Origin of the sequence: Hyphomicrobium sp. ghe19, from assembly GCF_902712875.1 — a bacterium.
Classification (GTDB): Bacteria; Pseudomonadota; Alphaproteobacteria; order Rhizobiales; family Hyphomicrobiaceae; genus Hyphomicrobium_B.
Window position 1 is genome coordinate 3,900,116 of sequence record NZ_LR743509.1, and the last position, 15,783, is coordinate 3,915,898.

Here is a 15,783-nt window from a genome sequence, read left to right on the forward strand (position 1 = left end):
TATGAACGAAACAGTTTTGCAGATGGTGCCGTTTTCGAAGTTGGCGGCGCCCGACGAAATCAATGCGCGCGGCAAATCGAAGGAAGGCATCGACGAGATGTGCGCGTCGATCCTGGCGCAAATGGTGAAGGCCGGGAGTTCGAATCCGGCCGACGGCCTCATTCAACCACTCGCCGTTCGCCCGGGCGATAATGGCAAGCTCGAGATTAAGGACGGACGCCGGCGCCACATGGCGCTCGCGAAGCTCGTCAAAGACGGCAAAATGAAAAAGTCCGACCCGGTGCCCGTGATCGTGCGCGATGAGACGGACTCGGAATCGCTCGAGACATCACTCATGGCGAACACGGTGCGCCTCCCGATGCACCCTGTCGACCAGCACGAGGTTTTTGCTCGGCTCGTCGATCAGGGTAATTCCGAATCCGAAATCGCGGCCCGGTTCGGCATTGCCGAGAAAACTGTGAGGCAACACCTCGCGCTCGGTCGGTTGGCGCCCGCAATCCGTGAGGCGTACCGCAAAGGCAAGATCGATTCCGAAATTGCCAAAGCTTTTACTCTGCATGCCGATCTCGACGTTCAAGCATCGCTTTACGAGCAGCTACGCAAGCAGAATGGCGGGCGGTTCGGTGTGTATCAGGTGCGCGGCGCGCTGGACCAGCGGCGCGTCCCCGTCAAGCAATGCGAAGACCTGGCCTTCGTCGGCAAGGACGCCTACGTGTCCGCCGGCGGCAAGCTGACGGAGTCGCTGTTCGATGATGACGAGTACGTCGACGACGTTCCGCTCGTGAACAAGCTCGCGGCGGACAAGCTGAAAGCCAAATGCGCCGAGTTTTTTGCCGACGGCTGGGCTTGGGCCGAGCTCGAAGATGACATGCCGCAAAGATGGGGTTCGAACGGCTGGGGGAACTGGGCAAACGTCAAGGACGACGACGAGAACGAGGACTCATATGACCCGGGGGTCGAAGCCTTCAACCCAGACGAATGGTCCGCCGACGAACGCGCCAAGTCCGGTTGCATCATCGGCGTGGGTCGTGACGGCGAACTCAATGTTTTCGCCGGGCTAATCAAGCCCGAGGGCACTGTGGTTTCGACCGAGCCAGATGAAGAAGACGACGGCGATTTCGAAGGTGACGACGAATCTGAGGATGATGACATCGACGCCGAGGCAGATGGCGAAGCATCTGAAGGCAATCCGTTCTCGGTTTCGATGGTGCTCGCGCAATCGGTCTCGATCGCGCGCACTGCCGCAGCTGCTCAAGCGATTGACCTGACCACGGCGCTTCGCCTTGTCGTTGCCGCTCTAACCTGCCGCCATAGCGCACCCGCCGCGATTACCAACAACGGTCACAACTCGGTACGCGTGCACGGGACGAAAAACTTTGCCGAGGTCTTTGCGAGCTTACCGGCAGACACGCGCTCGCCTGAACTTCACGTGCGCTTCTGCGAAGCGATCGGCACAACGCTCGACCTAACCTTCGAAACCTGGCGCTACAAGGGCCGCGATAGCGGTATCGATGAGCTCGTGGCCGCGCTCGACGGCGCGACCTTCACAGCGGCCGCACGCGAACATTTCAACGCCGCCGATTACTTCAAGCGCGCGAAGAAGTCCGCAGCGATCGCTGCGATCGATGAGATCCGCGAAGCCGGTTTCGGCGATGGCCTAGCACCGGAAGATGTGCTCGCCGGGATGAAGCAAGCCGACCTCGCCGCGGCCGCTGCGGAGCGTGCGCAGGCCTGCGGATGGCTGCCCCCCGAGCTTCGGCATCCCGCCTACGCACTCGGCGTCGTCAAGATCGCGATCGCAGCGGAGCAAGCGCGGCCATGACGTACCGTTCGCTTTATTGGGACGATAACGGCGCCCGCCTGAAAAACTTTTCAGGCGCGGCGAAGTCCGGCGCCGTCTCGGTCGTGAAAATTGAGATCGAGGTCAGCCACCCGTTTCGCTTCGCCTCGCTGCTTCAGGACCTTGCCGAAATCCGCCGCGATCAAGATGCGCCGGAAAACAAACCTGCAAGCACCCCGGCGCCGAAGCGAGCCGCGGCTCGGCGTGCGATCGCCTGCCAACCGCCCTTGCTCCTAACACACCGGAGGGACTGAGGGCATGGCGGCGCCGGTTCCAACTCTTGGCTTTCCAAGCAAGTCGGCGGCGATCGAGGCCATGAAGGCCGCGAATATGCCGCCGAAGGAAATCGCAGCGGCGATCGGAATATCGCTGCGAAATTACTATCGCCTCGAGGCCTACACGCGCAAAGGCCGCGGGCGCCAGATCGTCCTTTCACGGGACATGATGGACGCCGCGGCACCGCACGCCAAGGTGCGCAATATTTCGGTTCACGAGCTCATGCGTCAAATCCTCGAGACCGTGCTCGAGGAAGGCATGGTCGACAATGTGCTCGACGATCTCGCGGGGGAACAATGAAGAACAAACTCATCGACCTCAACAACCATCTGTTCGCGCAACTCGAACGATTGGGCGATGAGGAGCTGACGGCAGACCAGATCGAGAAAGAGGTCAAGAGAACGGAAGCGATCGTAATCATCAGCAAGGAGATCATCGCAAACGCTGATCTGGCGTTGAAGGGCGCGAGGCTGGTTGCCGAGCACGGTGCTCACGTCGGTAGGTATCTTCCGATGATCGAGGACAAATCCGAATGAGAAGGCGCCGCGTTCCGTATAGCGTCGAGGAAATGGAATGGCTGGAGGCCAACTACAAGTTGGTCATCAGCGATTACCATCGAGCATTTGTCGCCGCCTTTGATCGCGCTGACGTAACTCTCTCTCACCTTAATCAATTGCGGAAGCGCAAGGGCTGGAAGGTCGGGCGCGCCGGCGGCCGCTACATCGGCCGACACCGGAGCTTCAACGACGCCGAGATAGCGTGGTTGCGCGAGAACCGCATGATGGTGATCGGCGACTATTACAAAGAATTCTGCAGACGCTTCGGCCGCCACGACATCTCGGCGAATGGCCTCAATGCACTCCGCAAGCGAAAAGGCTGGAAGACGGGCCGCACCGGCCAGTTCGTCAAGGGGCAGGAACCGCCGAACAAAGGAAAGACATGCCCGCCCGGCAAGGGCGGCCGCCACCCCAACGCACGGCGGACGCAGTTTCGAAAAGGGCATATGCCGCACAACTCCCGCGGCGCCGGCCACGAACGCCTCGATAGCAAAGATGGCTACATCATCATGATTGTCGCGGACAAAAACCCTTGGACCGGTGCAAACACGCGGCCCGTGCACAAGCATCGGTATCTCTGGGAAAAGGCCAACGGGGCCATACCCGATGGGCACGTTCTGAAATGCCTCGACGGCGACAAGACGAATTGCGACCCATCGAATTGGGAAGCAATCCCGCGCGGAGTTCTACCGCACCTGAACGGCCGTCACGGCATGGACTACGATCAGGCGTCCCCTGAAGTGAAACCGGCCCTCATGACGCTCGCAAAGCTGAAACAGGCGGCGCGGAATGCGAAGAAGCGGCGTTCGGAGCGCAACCGCGGGGCTGGCGATGCCGCATGAACGAAGTCGCCAGATGACAATTGGCGACGGGCTGTGGAAAAAGCCGAAAGCGCCACCAAAACCGTCCCGGCCGGTCGACGAAGTAATCGCCGATCTGGTTATGGCGCTTGCGCGCGACATGGCAGCCGAGCATCATGCGGCCGCCTTAAGAGGGGAAATCGAGTGCGCGTCGCCGTCTACAGCCGATATAGTTCCGACCTCCAAGACCCGCGGTCGATCGCGGACCAAATAAACGCCGCGCGGGATCATGCCCAGCGCCAAGGGTGGACGATCGTCGCCGAGTATCAAGACGCCGCAATCTCGGGATCGTCGACGCATAACCGGCCGGGCCTTTCCAATCTCATGAGCGCCGCCGGCGCCGGTAAGTTTGAAGCGGTACTAACAGAATCTCTCGACCGCCTTTCTCGCGACCTCGAGGACATCGCCGGCATTCACAAGCGACTGAACTTCGCCGGCGTCAAAATCGTGACGCTCGCCGACGGCCTAGTCGGGAAAATGCACGTCGGCCTCAAAGGCATGATTGCGAGCATGTTTCTCGACGACCTGGCGCTCAAGACGAAGCGCGGCCAGGTTGGACGGGTCAAAGAGGGCCGCATACCGGGCGGCAAGTGCTACGGCTATGACGTCGTGCCGTCGATCGACGAGCGCGGCCAACGCAAAATAAACGAGGCCGAGGCCGCGATCGTGCGTCGGATTTTTGAGGAATACGCCGGCGGTCGATCGCCAATCCAAATCGTCAAGGCCCTGAACGGCGAGCGCATCCCGTCCCCCCGAGGGGGGCCATGGAACGCGTCGACACTGGTCGGGAGCCGCAAGCGGCAAAACGGAATCCTGAATAACGGCCTTTACGCCGGTCGTATTGTCTTCAATCGCCAGAGCTTCGTAAAGGACCCGGAAACGGGCAAGCGCCAGGCGCGCGAAAACCCGCGCGACCAGTGGCTCGAGCAAGAGGTTCCCGAGCTTCACATCGTGCCAGCGGAATTGTTCGAAACGGTCAAGTCGATGCGCCTTCAATCTGGCGGCGCGCGCCCTGAGTTTAGCCGGCGGCCTAAACACCTTTTTTCCGGCTTGGTGTTCTGCGGTCGGTGCGGCGGGTCAATGACCGTGCAACGCATTCAGCACGGCGCGAACGTGAACCACTATCTAGGCTGCTCGTCGCTGCGCAACAGCGGGACTTGCGACAATCATCGGAACATTTCAACGGCCGAAATTTCGGCGCGAGTGCTCGAGGCGCTGCAAAAATATTTGCTGAAACCCGATCTCGTCGAACTCGCGGTAGAGACGTACCGCAGAGAGCGCGAGCGCCTGGCGAAAGAAATGTCGCGCAACCGCCGCGACGTCGAGCGCGACCTGGCGGCCGTCGAGCGGAAAATCCAAGGCGTCATCGCTGCGATCGAAGCCGGCGGCGACCCGCGCGCCCTGGCCGCTAGGCTCAACGAGCTCGAGGCCGAGCGCCGTAAGCTTGAGCAGGCGAAGCCCGGCAAAGCCGACGTCGTCGCCGTGCATCCGAAAGCGGGCGCGGTCTTCGCCGAGACGGTGCGCAAGCTTCAAGAGGTCCTAGGGGGCGGCCGACCGAACACGGTGCAGGCCGTTGGCTTCGTTCGCGAGCTTATCGATCGGATCGAAATTAACCCGACGCCCAAAGGGACGCCGGTCGAAATCGACCTCGTCGGCAGCTTGACGGCGCTATTTATGGAACCGAGCGCGAACCGTGTAGTGAAAACGATGGTTGCGGGGGCTGGATTTGAACCAACGACCTTCAGGTTATGAGCCTGACGAGCTACCGGGCTGCTCCACCCCGCGTCACCAAAACGCGCGGCCCGGTATGGCTTGCGCGTCCTTAGGATAAACAAGGCCGCTCGTTTCGGAGCGGCCTCTGCCCGCCGTATAGCACAAAAAAATCGTCTGGAAACCCTTATCTTCAGATTTCGTCGACGCACCCGCTGTCGCGCCGAGAATCCAGGCTAAACAAGTGATCGATCAAGCTGCTGACAGCGGCATCGAGCACAAGAGTCGCGTGCAGCTAAGGCGTTTGGGAACGAAAGCTAAGGCCTGCGACGTTCAACCCCGTCCGATCCAGAGACTCCGCAACCAGGTATGAGGCCGTTACGTCGCGACGGTAGGCGACTGCAACGACCTTCTGAGGCTTACGAGCGCGCGGTCGCTGGTGCGACACGGTCGGCTTGGCACGGGTACGGGCGTGCTTGGCGATGGCCTTGCCCAGATGACCGCCGAGCGCCATGTACCCGCCCGACCAATTCGTGCCGATCACCAACGAGGCATCGCTGAGGCCCTGAGCGTAGCTGCTTCGGGCGTCGGCCAAAGTTGCTGCGGTACATATGACGGCTATCGCCACAAATCTGGGAAACGCCATTGCATTCGGTCCGATGTTTAATGATTCTGGTTATATGGAGAGTCCGCAATGCTTCGGTAAACAAAAAGTTAATATGTTTTCCAATTCGACCCATTCGGTCTTATTTCTTCAAAAATCGCCTTTTCCGATTTATTTCGCCAATTGGAATTCCCGGATTCTGGATCCATCCAATTCGCCGATTCGCCTCGACCCATTGTTCTGATTCTTCCGCTCAGCGCGGTTCTTCAGTCGGCCTTTGACGACTTCGGCAGGGTGGTTCCCGCCTCCTTGAACTTCAGCAAGTGCGCATCGTCAGCGGCGCCTTTCGTTTCGGCAACAACGCCGAATTGAAGAGGCTCGTCCTGCGCGTAGCGTTTCCCCAGCCGGTAGGCGATCTCGGCGCGGGCGGTCTCGACGCCGAGATAAAACGCGTGGCCGGGATCTGCGCGCGTATCGAGATGCGGGTAAAGTTGAAATGGATCTTCCGAAACGTGATGACCGTTACGGTTGTAAATGTGGACGCCATCTTCGGCGACCTCGATGCGATAATTCTGATCGCGAATCTCGGCCGCGAGCGCCGTTATTTCCGAAGGCGTCGATGCAAATCCCTTGCGGTCCCTGAGGGCCATGAGCCCTTCTCCAAATCCCTGCGGAAGCGCTTCCGCCTTGCGCGCCGCATAGAATTCGCGTCGTGCCCGATCGAATTCCTTGATCGCCGTTCGGCAATGCGGACTGACCTGCACGGCGAGAACCGCCGTGATGTGAAGCTCCGAGCACATGCCCATCAGCAGCGCGTTGATGCCCGTCGTATCGGCGTCCGTCAGTTCGGTGACGTTGCCGATGCCCATGAGGATCGGAATATCGGGACGGCGTTTGCGCAGATCATAGTAACGCGCGACAGAGGCCGTGAAGCCGTAATGGATCGGATCAAGAATGGGATCGGCGTAGAACGGTCGGCCCTTGGCGATCATGATATCAATCACACGATCGAGCGAGTCCATGTCCGCCGCGCCGGCCGAGATGAGGATTGGGGCCGCTGGGCCTTCGTCGACAATCGATATGGTCTTTTCGTTGAGGCTGAAAAGATAGTCGGCGCCTGCGCGCGTTGCTCTGGACAACTCCTCGGAATTGAAGGAATCGACGCTCACCTTGGCGCCGTCGGCGTGCAGCGCCGCAATCGACGCTTCGAGATGCGGAAATGGGCTATCCGGCAGACAGCCGAGATCGATCACATCTGCGCCATCGGCCCGCATCTTGCGCGAACGTTCGACAATCTGTTCCGGCGTCATTAGCGTCGCGTCGACAATTTCGCCGAAGATCGTGACGTCGTATTCCGAGAGATCGACCTTTCGAGCGGTCTGCCCGAGGTAAGCCGGCAAATCTGCGATCTCTTCGGGGCCGCGCTCGAAACGCGTGCCGAAGTGATCGGAAAGCCGGTCGATATCGCCACGAAAGCGGCCCGGAAGAATAACCCTGTCGGCATTTTCGGGGAGCTTCAGCCGCCGCTCGACGATCTCCGTCGTCATCAACGCAGCCACCTTGACGCCGACGCTGGCGACGATCGGTTCCAGATCAGCGTCATTGAGTTCGGCGGCGATACGCTTTACCCGGGGCTCGGCCAGTGATCCGGTTATCAATACAATGCGCTTGGCCATAGGCGGGCATTTTCCTTTACGAATGCGTCTTGCGTGAAGTGGCACCGAACGGGGCGCGGCGCAATCACCTCGGCGCTTCCCGTCGACAAATCTCAGGATTTACGGTTTTCGTCGTCACTCAATATGGAGATGCGTTGGCATGAAGACGGTTCTTCTCATAGGTATCGGCGCCGGAAATCCGGATTACGTGACGATGCAGGCCGTCAAGGCGCTGAACGAGGCCGACGTTTTCTTCTTTCTCGACAAGGGGCAGGAGAAGGAAAACCTGATCAATCTTCGAAGAACCATTTGCGAGCGGTTCATAGAGGACAAGACGTACCGCATTGTCGAGGTTCCGGGTCCCGTTAGGGACGCGGAGGCGCGGGACTACAAAGCGGGCGTCCACGCGTGGCACCGTGACAAGGCGAAAATCTTCTCCGATCTCATCGCCAACGAGCTTGCGGATGGCGAGGTGGGCGCGTTCCTCGTTTGGGGCGACCCTTCCCTCTACGACAGCACCGTGCGGGTGATTGAGCACATCATCGCTGAAGGAACGCTCGCGTTTGAATACAAGATCATTCCCGGGATCACCAGCGTCCAGGCGCTTGCGGCGGAGCACAAGATTGCATTGAACCCGATCGGCGAGCCGGTTCACATCACGACGGGCAGACGGCTCAACGAAGGCTTGCCGGACGGCGTCGACACCGCCGTCGTCATGCTCGACAATGGATCGGGTCTCCGAGCGCTCATCGATGAAGACGTCGATATTTTCTGGGGCGCCTATCTCGGGACGCCCGATCAAATGCTGATTTCCGGAAAACTCAAGGAATGCGTCGAAGCGATCGAAGAGGCGCGCGCGGAAGAAAGGAAGCGCAAGGGCTGGATCATGGACACCTATCTGCTGCGGCGAAAACCGCGGGCATAGGCCCCGAGCCCTAGCCGTTGCTGCCCCAGTCGTCCCACGGGGGCCTTTTCCCGAAGCGATCGACGAGAAAATCAATAAATACGCGGGTTTTCGCGGCGAGGTATCGATTGGGCGCGTAAAGCGCGTGGATCGTGAGATCGGCAGGACAATTGTGCGGCAGGACGATTTTCAATCTGCCGGCCGCGATATCTTTTCCCACGATAAACGTCGGAAGCATCGCAATGCCGATGCCCTTTACGGCCGCGTCGCGCAACGCGTCGCCGTTGTTCGACGCCATGCACGACCCGATCGAAACGGAAATCGGCTCGCCGTTTTCGGTCAGATGCCAGCGCTGCAGTGAAGTTGTATGGCCGTAACTCAGGCAGCGGTGATTGACCAAGTCGGCGGGCGTCAGCGGCGCGCCGTGTTTGTCGATGTAACCGGGCGACGCGACAAGGACCACGCGTGCCGGCGTGATGCGGCGCGCGATGAGGCTCGAGTCGGCCGGAGTGCCGATCCGGACCGTCACGTCGGCGCCTTCTTCAAGCGGGTCGATGAACCTGTCGGTCAATATCAGTTCGACCTTGAGATCGCCGTAGCGGATCATGAAGTCGGCAACGGCGTCACCCAGATAGAGCGTGCCGAACGACATGGGCGCGTTGACCTTCAGCGTGCCTTTCGGCTCATCGTGAAGGCGGGATATTTGCGCTTCCGTCTCCTCGACCTGGGCGAGGATTGCGAGGCACCGCTCGTAATAGGCGAGGCCGGCCTCCGTCGGCGTTACGCGACGCGTCGTGCGATCCAGCAGGCGCGCACCGAGGGTTTCCTCGAGCTCCATGACTGCCTTGCTGACGGCGGACCTCGTGAGACCAAGGCGGCGCGCGGCTTCCGCGTAGCTGCCGCTCGCGATCACCTTCACCAGCGCGTTCATGGCCTCAAGTTTGTCCATTGCATCCAATTTGGAAACAGTGTGGTTGATTTTTGACGGATTGAGCCAGTCCAGTCAACAGACATATGGTGCGTGTGTCGGGCGGCTACGCGTCGCCCAGCAGATTCATAGGGTCTCGGAGGCACACAATGACGAAGGTTCTCGTTCTCTACTATTCGAGCTACGGCCACATCGAAACGATGGCTGGGGCCGTGGCAGAGGGGGCCCGGGAAGGCGGCGCTGAGGTGACGATCAAGCGCGTGCCGGAACTCGTGCCGGAGGCGGTCGCGAAGGCCAGCCATTTCAAGCTCGATCAGGCGGCGCCAATCGCGACGGTCGACGAGCTGGCGGATTACGACGCCATCATCATCGGTGTGCCGACGCGGTTCGGGAACATGCCGGCGCAGATGAAGAACTTTCTCGATCAGACAGGCGGCCTTTGGTTGGCCGGCAAGCTGATCGGCAAAGTCGGGAGCGTCTTTACGTCGACGGCCACTCAGCACGGCGGCCAGGAGAGCACAATTCTCTCGACGCATACCGTGCTTCTGCACCAGGGCATGGTGATCGTCGGGCTGCCTTACTCGTTCGCGGGTCAGATGGGCGTGACGGAAATCACCGGCGGTTCGCCTTATGGCGCGTCGACGATTGCAGGCGGCGATGGCTCGAGACAGCCTTCGGAAAACGAATTGGCAGGCGCCCGATTCCAGGGCCGTCACGTCGCGCAGATCGCGGGACGCCTGAAGGGCTAACAACACGCACACGGATCGTCGCCGAATTGGCGACGGTCTAGTTCCGCCGGCGACGATTGAAGCGCCGGATCGGCTAACCACATTGGAAAGCAACACAGCAAATCTCGTGCAAACGAGAAAGGAGAAGTCATGTCTGGAATTCATCACGTGACTGCGATTGCTGGCAACCCGTCCCGCAATCTGGACTTCTACACCAAGGTTCTTGGCCTGAGGCTGGTCAAGAAGACGGTCAACTTCGACGATCCGGGCACCTACCATTTCTATTTCGGAGATGAGACTGGCAATCCGGGTACGATCCTGACCTTCTTCCCATGGGATCATGCTCCGCGTGGCCGCAACGGCGTCGGGACTGCGCAGCAGACGATGTTCCGCGTGCCGGAAAGCGCGATCGGCTACTGGGCGCATCGCTTCATCGAGAAGGGTGTGCCGCATGAGGCGATCGAGAAGCGCTTCGGGCGCTCGGTCCTGGCATTCAGCGATCCTGACGGCATGAGCCTCAGTCTCGTCGGCGTGCCCGGCGCCGAAGCGGAAGCGGCCTGGCAGGGCGGCGACGTCCCGGCGGAGCACGCACTGCGCGGTTTCCACGGTGTCAGTCTTCTTCTCGAGGACGCGACACGGACGGGAGCCATCTTGACGGATGTTTTCGGATTTACCGAAACCGAGAGTGAGGGACCCTTCAAACGGTTCGTCGCGAACGGCACGGTGGCCGGCGGCATCGTTGAGATCCGTGAAGCCAAGGGATTCCTCCCTGGGCAGATGGGGCGCGGCTCGGTCCATCACGTCGCGTTCCGCGCGGCGAACGATGAAGTGCAGGCCGAGATGCGGAAGAAGCTCGTCGAAAACCACGGCATCCGTCCGACGGAGCAGAGAGATCGGGACTACTTCCGGTCAATCTATTTCCGCGAACCGGGCGGCGTGCTCTTCGAGATCGCGACGGACGAACCTGGATTCGCAGTTGATGAGCCTCTGGCTTCTCTCGGCCAATCCTTGAAGCTGCCGCGATTTCTCGAAAGCCGCCGCAAAGAAATCGAAGCCGTCTTGGAGCCTTTGGAGCAAGCAGCATGACGACGCTTACGACAGACCTCATCCGCGCGGGTGCACCCATCGGTGCCGCCCGCGCGGCGATGATCATGGTTCATGGACGCGGTGCGAGTGCGGAAGGAATCCTGGAACTCGCGAATGCCTTCGATGCGCGCGACGTCGCCTACGTTGCGCCGCAAGCGGAGGGCGGAAGCTGGTATCCGTATTCGTTCATGAGCCCCATTTCGCAAAACGAGCCGTACCTCAGCCGCGCCCTCGAAACGCTCGGCGGCGTTGTCGAGGATCTTCAGCGGGAAGGCATGCCTTCCGAGCGCATCGTTCTCTTGGGATTTTCTCAAGGTGCTTGCCTCGCGCTCGAATTCGCGGCTCGCAACGCTCGTCGCTTTGGCGGGATCGTCGCATTGAGCGGTGGGCTCATCGGGCCCGAGGGCATGAAGAGAAACGATGCGGGCACGCTTGCAGGCACGCCCGTGTTTCTTGGTTGCAGCGATGTCGATTCTCACATTCCGCTAGCGCGGGTGCATGAATCCGCGGCGGTGCTGACAAAGCTCGGCGGCGATGTTACCGAGAAAATCTATCGTGGAATGGGCCACACCATCGTCCAGGACGAAGTCGACCACGTAAAAAAGATCTTGCAAGGCATCGGATCGCCGGAAAACAGGTAATGGAATGGAATTCGACTTCGAGAAAATGACCGCGGACGATCGTTACAAGATTCTAACGAGCACGATCGTACCGCGGCCCATCGCCTGGGTCACCACCACATCCAAGGACGGCGTCCGTAACGCGGCGCCGTTCAGCTTTTTTACTGCACTCAGCAAAGATCCGCCGCTGCTCGTGCTCGGCATCTCACCGGGCGGCGACGGCAGCTTGAAAGATACGGCGCGGAATATTCTCGATACGCACGAGTTCGTCGTCAATTTAGTGCCGCGCAGTGCTTCGCACTCGATGAATCTGACGTCCAGCGTCGTGCCGCCGGGTGTCGACGAACTCGAGATTGCCAATCTCGAAACGCGGCCATCGCTCAAGGTCAAACCCGAACGTATCGCCATAAGCCCGGTCGCGTTCGAATGCCGACTGCATACGCCGATCGAGTTTCCAAATCAGCTGATTGCGCTCGGCCAAGTCGTGCAGGCGCACGTCGACGACATTTTCATTCTCGACCCCGAGAAGTTTTATGTCGATACCATCGCGATGGATCTCATCGGCCGCATGCACGGCCGGGGCTGGTATACATCGGCAGATGGGATATTTCAGATCGACCGGCCTTGATCGTCGGCAAGAGTCGAATGTGGCGCCGAAGCGGAATCCCGGCGCCACTAGTGTGAGCATGAGAATTTTTTTCGTGAGCTGAGCTTCTTCGGGTGAAGACCTCAGGCTTTATGCGAAATATCTCGCGTCGCCTCGAATAGGAACCACACGCGCCGCTCCGCTTCGTCGATCCAGTTTTCGAGAAGGCTTGCAGTGGCCACATCGCCATGCTCGTCGCATAGATCGTGAACCTGCCGCATTTCGTCGACGAGTTGGAGATTGTCGTCCCTCAACTCGGACAGCATGTCATTAGGGGTAACGAAGGCGGCATCATTATCGAGGATGCGCTTCTGGCTATTGATCTGGCCAATGGAGCGGAGGGTTGTACCGCCGATCTTGCGAACGCGCTCGGCAATATCATCGGTAGCCGCAAAAATCTGTTCGCCCTGCTCATCCAGCAGCAAGTGATAATCGCGGAAATGCGGGCCGGACATGTGCCAATGGAAATTCTTGGTCTTGATATATACAGCAAAAAAATCTGCGAGAAGCGCCGTCAGTGCGCCAGAAAGATCTTTGATGGCGTTGTCGGCAAAGTGAGAGGGCGTGTCGAGTGGAAGCTTGCGTCGGGCCTTCGCGGATTCCGCTTTCATGACTGGCAGTTCCTTACCTTTGTTGCTTCGCTAGTGTTCCTTGCAGAGTGCGTTTGCTACAGACATTGTTCCCCTGTCGCCTCTTCGAGCACGGCCTTCAGCATGGCGGACATTTTGTCTAAAGTCGGCTGAACAGCCGAGGCTATTCCGTACTGGCTTACCAGCCAGTCCAAATCTAGATGTGCCACCCACGCGACGCCTTGCTCGTCCTCCCAAACGAGAACCCTTAGCGGGAGCTCCAATCCAATTTCCTGCGACTGCTGCATAAGCAGCGTACCCACGTTTGGGTTGCCAAAAAACAGCACTTCAGTCGGACGAAGCTCGAGTCCGGCTTTTTTCGCTGCAGCGGAATGATCGATTCGGGCCAAGAGAGTTTGCCCGTGTTGGGATACCGAGGCTGCTAGCCTGTCAGCGGTCTCCTTCGCCGGGTGATGGCTTCGATGCTTAGCCACTCCATTGACCATGAGTTCGCAACCTTTGGTTGGACACATGCTAGTATAGCAGGCTTCCAAACGATCCGTTCCAAGCACCCAAAGCGGTTCTAGCTATCGCAAAATTAGATAAAATTTTTGACGGCGGGAGCCAACGCGGGAAATCATCTGCTCACGTCCATTTGCAGAATAAAACCGGCTTCTCGCCTGAAAGTAAATGGGATCCTGCGGCCTATGTCTCGGCCGGCGCAATAAATCGGCAAATACGGCGGGCCGCCTACCTCTCAGCGAAGGCTATTCGTGGATGAGCGCGGATCGGACGGACTGCAAAATCTCATCCGAGATGGGGTGACCTTTGGTCGACCGCGCGAGCACCAGTCCGCCGACGAGCATCGAGAACTGCGCCAGAGTTTCTTCGCGTGTCGCGGCTTTCTTTTTTCCTGACAATACCGGAGCAAGCCTATCGACCAACGTGACCATTGCCGTCGCAAACGCGGCGCGTACTGATCCCCTCGGATTTTCACGCGCGAGGTCGCCGCACATCGCCGCTGCGGGACAGCCAAGACCAACTGAGTCGCGGTGATTTTTCGACGTATACCGCTTGATGAACTCGACCCGTGCGGCCTTCCGGTCCGAGCCGTTTCGCTCGATGAACCCTTCGTAAGTGCTACGCCGATCTTCGAAGGCCTTCGCACATGCTTCCGCTGCGAGCGCCTCCTTCGAACTGAAATGTCCGTAAAAGCCACCGTGGGTGAGGCCGGCTTCAGCCATAACGTCGGGAACGCTGACGCCGTCGATGCCGTGCTCGAGAAAAAGGCGGGACGCAGCGTCGAGAACGTCTTTCCGGTGCTGATCCGCCTGCTTGCGCGATACCCGCGGCATAATTTTCCTCCTTCGGCCCCGCGCATCCGACTTGGCGGCTATTCGGGCTCATTTTCATTATTGTCGTGGTTCCACCCACGCTTTGATTAGCACAAGTCATCGCTGTGTCGAGGCGGCTGGCCAACCGACACGTTCCCAGCGACCGGGTGCGGCAACATCGGTGTTGCGGCGGCCCTCGCCTTCTTTCATTGCGATCATCATATATTATTCCGCACGGCTTGCACAGCCAATCGAGGGAGGATCCAAAACATGTCGCGAGACCCGATCGTCATTGTATCCGCGGTGGGGACACCGTTGGGGCGCTTTTTGGGGGACCTCGCGCCCCTCCGGGCGTCAGAACTCGGCGCGCACGCGATCCGATCGGCCGTCGAACGCGCGAAGCTCTCGCCCGAGAAAGTCGACGAAGTCATTTTCGGTAACGTGTTGACCGCCGGTCAGGGCCAAGCTCCGGCGCGTCAGGCTGCGAGGGCTGCCGGGCTTCACGATGCGACCGGCGCGACGACGATCAACAAAGTTTGCGGGTCGGGGATGAAGGCGACATTTCTAGCCCACGATCTCCTGGCTGCCGGTTCTGCGGATATCATCGTTTCCGGCGGCATGGAATCCATGTCGAACGCGCCGTATCTTCTTGAGAAGGCGCGCACCGGTTTCCGCGTGGGTCATGGGCAGGTCTTGGATCACATGCTGCTCGACGGCCTCGAAGACGCTTATGAAAAAGGCCGGAGCATGGGTGATTTCGGTGAGGCCACCGCGGAAGCCTATCAGTTCACGCGTGCGGACCAGGATGCCTTCGCCGTCGAAACTTTGACGCGAGCGCGAGCGGCGGTCCAAGGCGGAGCGTTCAAAGCTGAGATCGCGCCCATTAAAATCGCGGCGAAGGATGGCGAGAAGATCATCTCAGACGACGAGAACCCGCTGAAGGTTTCGCCCGAGAAGATTGCGAAACTGAAGCCGGCTTTCCGGCCGAACGGAACGATCACCGCTGCGAGCGCTTCAGCGAATGCCGACGGCGCCGCCGCGCTGGTTCTTACGCGCCGCTCGATCGCCGAGCGTGAAGGACTTCCCATCCTTGCGGAGATCCGCGCCCACGCGACGCACAGTCAGGAGCCGGCGTGGTTCACGACGGCTCCTATACCGGCAATGCGCAAAGTCCTCGCCAAGGCTGGATGGGAGGCGAGCGATGTCGATCTTTATGAGATCAACGAAGCCTTCGCGGCGGTTGCCATGGCTGCGCAGAAAGAACTTTCGATTCCGCGCGACAAGCTCAACGTGAACGGCGGCGCATGCGCCCTCGGGCATCCGATCGGCGCGACAGGCGCGCGGCTCATCGTGACGCTGCTTCATGCGCTCGAGCATCGGGGCGTCACCAAGGGAGTCGCATCCGCGTGCATCGGCGGCGGGGAAGCTACCGCCATCGCCATCGAACGCGTGCTTCAGTAGGTCCG

Annotated in this window: 19 protein-coding genes and 1 tRNA gene; 11 read left to right on the forward strand and 9 right to left on the reverse strand. The window is 59.9% G+C overall.

Translation table 11 applies throughout. The features are described 5' to 3' along the window. Nucleotide 1: 1 nt before the first annotated feature. The 5 genes from AACL53_RS18550 to AACL53_RS18570 are packed head-to-tail and all read left to right on the forward strand — an operon-like array spanning nt 2 to nt 3,515. Nucleotides 2-1,822: a ParB/RepB/Spo0J family partition protein gene (locus AACL53_RS18550; protein WP_339086030.1), complete on the forward strand. Its 1,821-nt coding sequence runs from the start codon at nt 2-4 to the stop codon at nt 1,820-1,822. Next, nucleotides 1,819-2,094: a hypothetical protein gene (locus AACL53_RS18555; protein WP_339086031.1), complete on the forward strand. Its 276-nt coding sequence runs from the start codon at nt 1,819-1,821 to the stop codon at nt 2,092-2,094. The genes AACL53_RS18550 and AACL53_RS18555 overlap by 4 nt, the downstream gene beginning before the upstream one ends. Before the next feature lie 4 nt (nt 2,095-2,098). Further along, nucleotides 2,099-2,416 (forward strand): hypothetical protein, encoded by a 318-nt coding sequence (locus tag AACL53_RS18560; RefSeq protein ID WP_339086032.1) that lies wholly within the window; start codon nt 2,099-2,101, stop codon nt 2,414-2,416. Then, on the forward strand, nt 2,413-2,652 hold the full coding sequence (locus AACL53_RS18565) for a hypothetical protein (protein ID WP_339086033.1): 240 nt from the start codon (nt 2,413-2,415) through the stop codon (nt 2,650-2,652). The genes AACL53_RS18560 and AACL53_RS18565 overlap by 4 nt, the downstream gene beginning before the upstream one ends. Then, complete coding sequence (locus AACL53_RS18570; RefSeq protein ID WP_339086034.1) at nt 2,649-3,515, forward strand: HNH endonuclease signature motif containing protein; 867 nt, start codon at nt 2,649-2,651, stop codon at nt 3,513-3,515. Before AACL53_RS18565 ends, AACL53_RS18570 begins: the two co-directional genes overlap by 4 nt. A 483-nt stretch (nt 3,516-3,998) precedes the next feature. Here the strand turns inward: AACL53_RS18570 and AACL53_RS18575 are convergent, their stop codons facing one another. From AACL53_RS18575 to AACL53_RS18595, 5 genes are all read right to left on the reverse strand, one after another. Then, complete coding sequence (locus AACL53_RS18575) at nt 3,999-4,529, reverse strand: hypothetical protein (RefSeq protein WP_339086035.1); 531 nt, start codon at nt 4,527-4,529, stop codon at nt 3,999-4,001. 183 nt (nt 4,530-4,712) lie between these two features. Then, on the reverse strand, nt 4,713-5,066 hold the full coding sequence (locus AACL53_RS18580; protein WP_339086036.1) for a hypothetical protein: 354 nt from the start codon (nt 5,064-5,066) through the stop codon (nt 4,713-4,715). A 175-nt stretch (nt 5,067-5,241) separates the two neighbouring features. Beyond that, nucleotides 5,242-5,318: transfer RNA gene (locus AACL53_RS18585), tRNA-Met, on the reverse strand. A 220-nt stretch (nt 5,319-5,538) separates the two neighbouring features. Next, nucleotides 5,539-5,889: a hypothetical protein gene (locus tag AACL53_RS18590; protein ID WP_339086037.1), complete on the reverse strand. Its 351-nt coding sequence runs from the start codon at nt 5,887-5,889 to the stop codon at nt 5,539-5,541. A 224-nt stretch (nt 5,890-6,113) separates the two neighbouring features. Further along, entirely contained in the window at nt 6,114-7,523 is a 1,410-nt protein-coding gene (locus AACL53_RS18595) for a DUF6513 domain-containing protein (RefSeq protein ID WP_339086038.1), read from the reverse strand. Nucleotides 7,524-7,662: 139 nt separating this feature from the next. On the opposite strand from AACL53_RS18595, the gene cobF reads away from it, so the two are divergent. Next, nucleotides 7,663-8,427 carry a precorrin-6A synthase (deacetylating) gene (cobF, locus tag AACL53_RS18600; protein ID WP_339086039.1) on the forward strand — a complete coding sequence of 255 codons (765 nt, stop codon included), beginning with the start codon at nt 7,663-7,665 and terminating at the stop codon, nt 8,425-8,427. Between the two features lie 10 nt (nt 8,428-8,437). On the opposite strand, the gene AACL53_RS18605 is transcribed toward cobF, so the two are convergent. Beyond that, complete coding sequence (locus AACL53_RS18605; protein ID WP_339086040.1) at nt 8,438-9,355, reverse strand: LysR family transcriptional regulator; 918 nt, start codon at nt 9,353-9,355, stop codon at nt 8,438-8,440. A 128-nt stretch (nt 9,356-9,483) separates the two neighbouring features. Here AACL53_RS18605 and wrbA point away from each other — a divergent pair, with 128 nt between their 5' ends. From wrbA to AACL53_RS18625, 4 genes are all read left to right on the forward strand, one after another. Beyond that, complete coding sequence (gene wrbA / locus AACL53_RS18610) at nt 9,484-10,083, forward strand: NAD(P)H:quinone oxidoreductase (RefSeq protein WP_339086041.1); 600 nt, start codon at nt 9,484-9,486, stop codon at nt 10,081-10,083. A gap of 129 nt (nt 10,084-10,212) precedes the next feature. Beyond that, nucleotides 10,213-11,148 (forward strand): ring-cleaving dioxygenase, encoded by a 936-nt coding sequence (locus AACL53_RS18615; RefSeq protein WP_339086042.1) that lies wholly within the window; start codon nt 10,213-10,215, stop codon nt 11,146-11,148. Then, a complete protein-coding gene (locus AACL53_RS18620) occupies nt 11,145-11,789 on the forward strand; it encodes an alpha/beta hydrolase (RefSeq protein ID WP_339086043.1) in 645 nt (214 codons plus the stop codon). The genes AACL53_RS18615 and AACL53_RS18620 overlap by 4 nt, the downstream gene beginning before the upstream one ends. Nucleotides 11,790-11,793: 4 nt before the next feature. Continuing rightward, nucleotides 11,794-12,396: a flavin reductase family protein gene (locus AACL53_RS18625; RefSeq protein WP_339086044.1), complete on the forward strand. Its 603-nt coding sequence runs from the start codon at nt 11,794-11,796 to the stop codon at nt 12,394-12,396. Nucleotides 12,397-12,497: 101 nt separating this feature from the next. Here the strand turns inward: AACL53_RS18625 and AACL53_RS18630 are convergent, their stop codons facing one another. The 3 genes from AACL53_RS18630 to AACL53_RS18640 form a co-directional block, all read right to left on the reverse strand. Then, on the reverse strand, nt 12,498-13,025 hold the full coding sequence (locus tag AACL53_RS18630) for a Dps family protein (protein ID WP_339086045.1): 528 nt from the start codon (nt 13,023-13,025) through the stop codon (nt 12,498-12,500). Nucleotides 13,026-13,081: 56 nt separating this feature from the next. Further along, nucleotides 13,082-13,393, reverse strand: coding sequence for a DUF302 domain-containing protein (locus AACL53_RS18635; RefSeq protein WP_339086046.1), 312 nt, complete (start codon nt 13,391-13,393; stop codon nt 13,082-13,084). 357 nt (nt 13,394-13,750) lie between these two features. After that, on the reverse strand, nt 13,751-14,338 hold the full coding sequence (locus AACL53_RS18640; protein WP_339086047.1) for a TetR/AcrR family transcriptional regulator: 588 nt from the start codon (nt 14,336-14,338) through the stop codon (nt 13,751-13,753). Between the two features lie 249 nt (nt 14,339-14,587). Here AACL53_RS18640 and AACL53_RS18645 point away from each other — a divergent pair, with 249 nt between their 5' ends. Then, nucleotides 14,588-15,778 (forward strand): acetyl-CoA C-acyltransferase, encoded by a 1,191-nt coding sequence (locus tag AACL53_RS18645; protein ID WP_339086048.1) that lies wholly within the window; start codon nt 14,588-14,590, stop codon nt 15,776-15,778. The last annotated feature ends 5 nt before the right edge of the window (nt 15,779-15,783 follow it).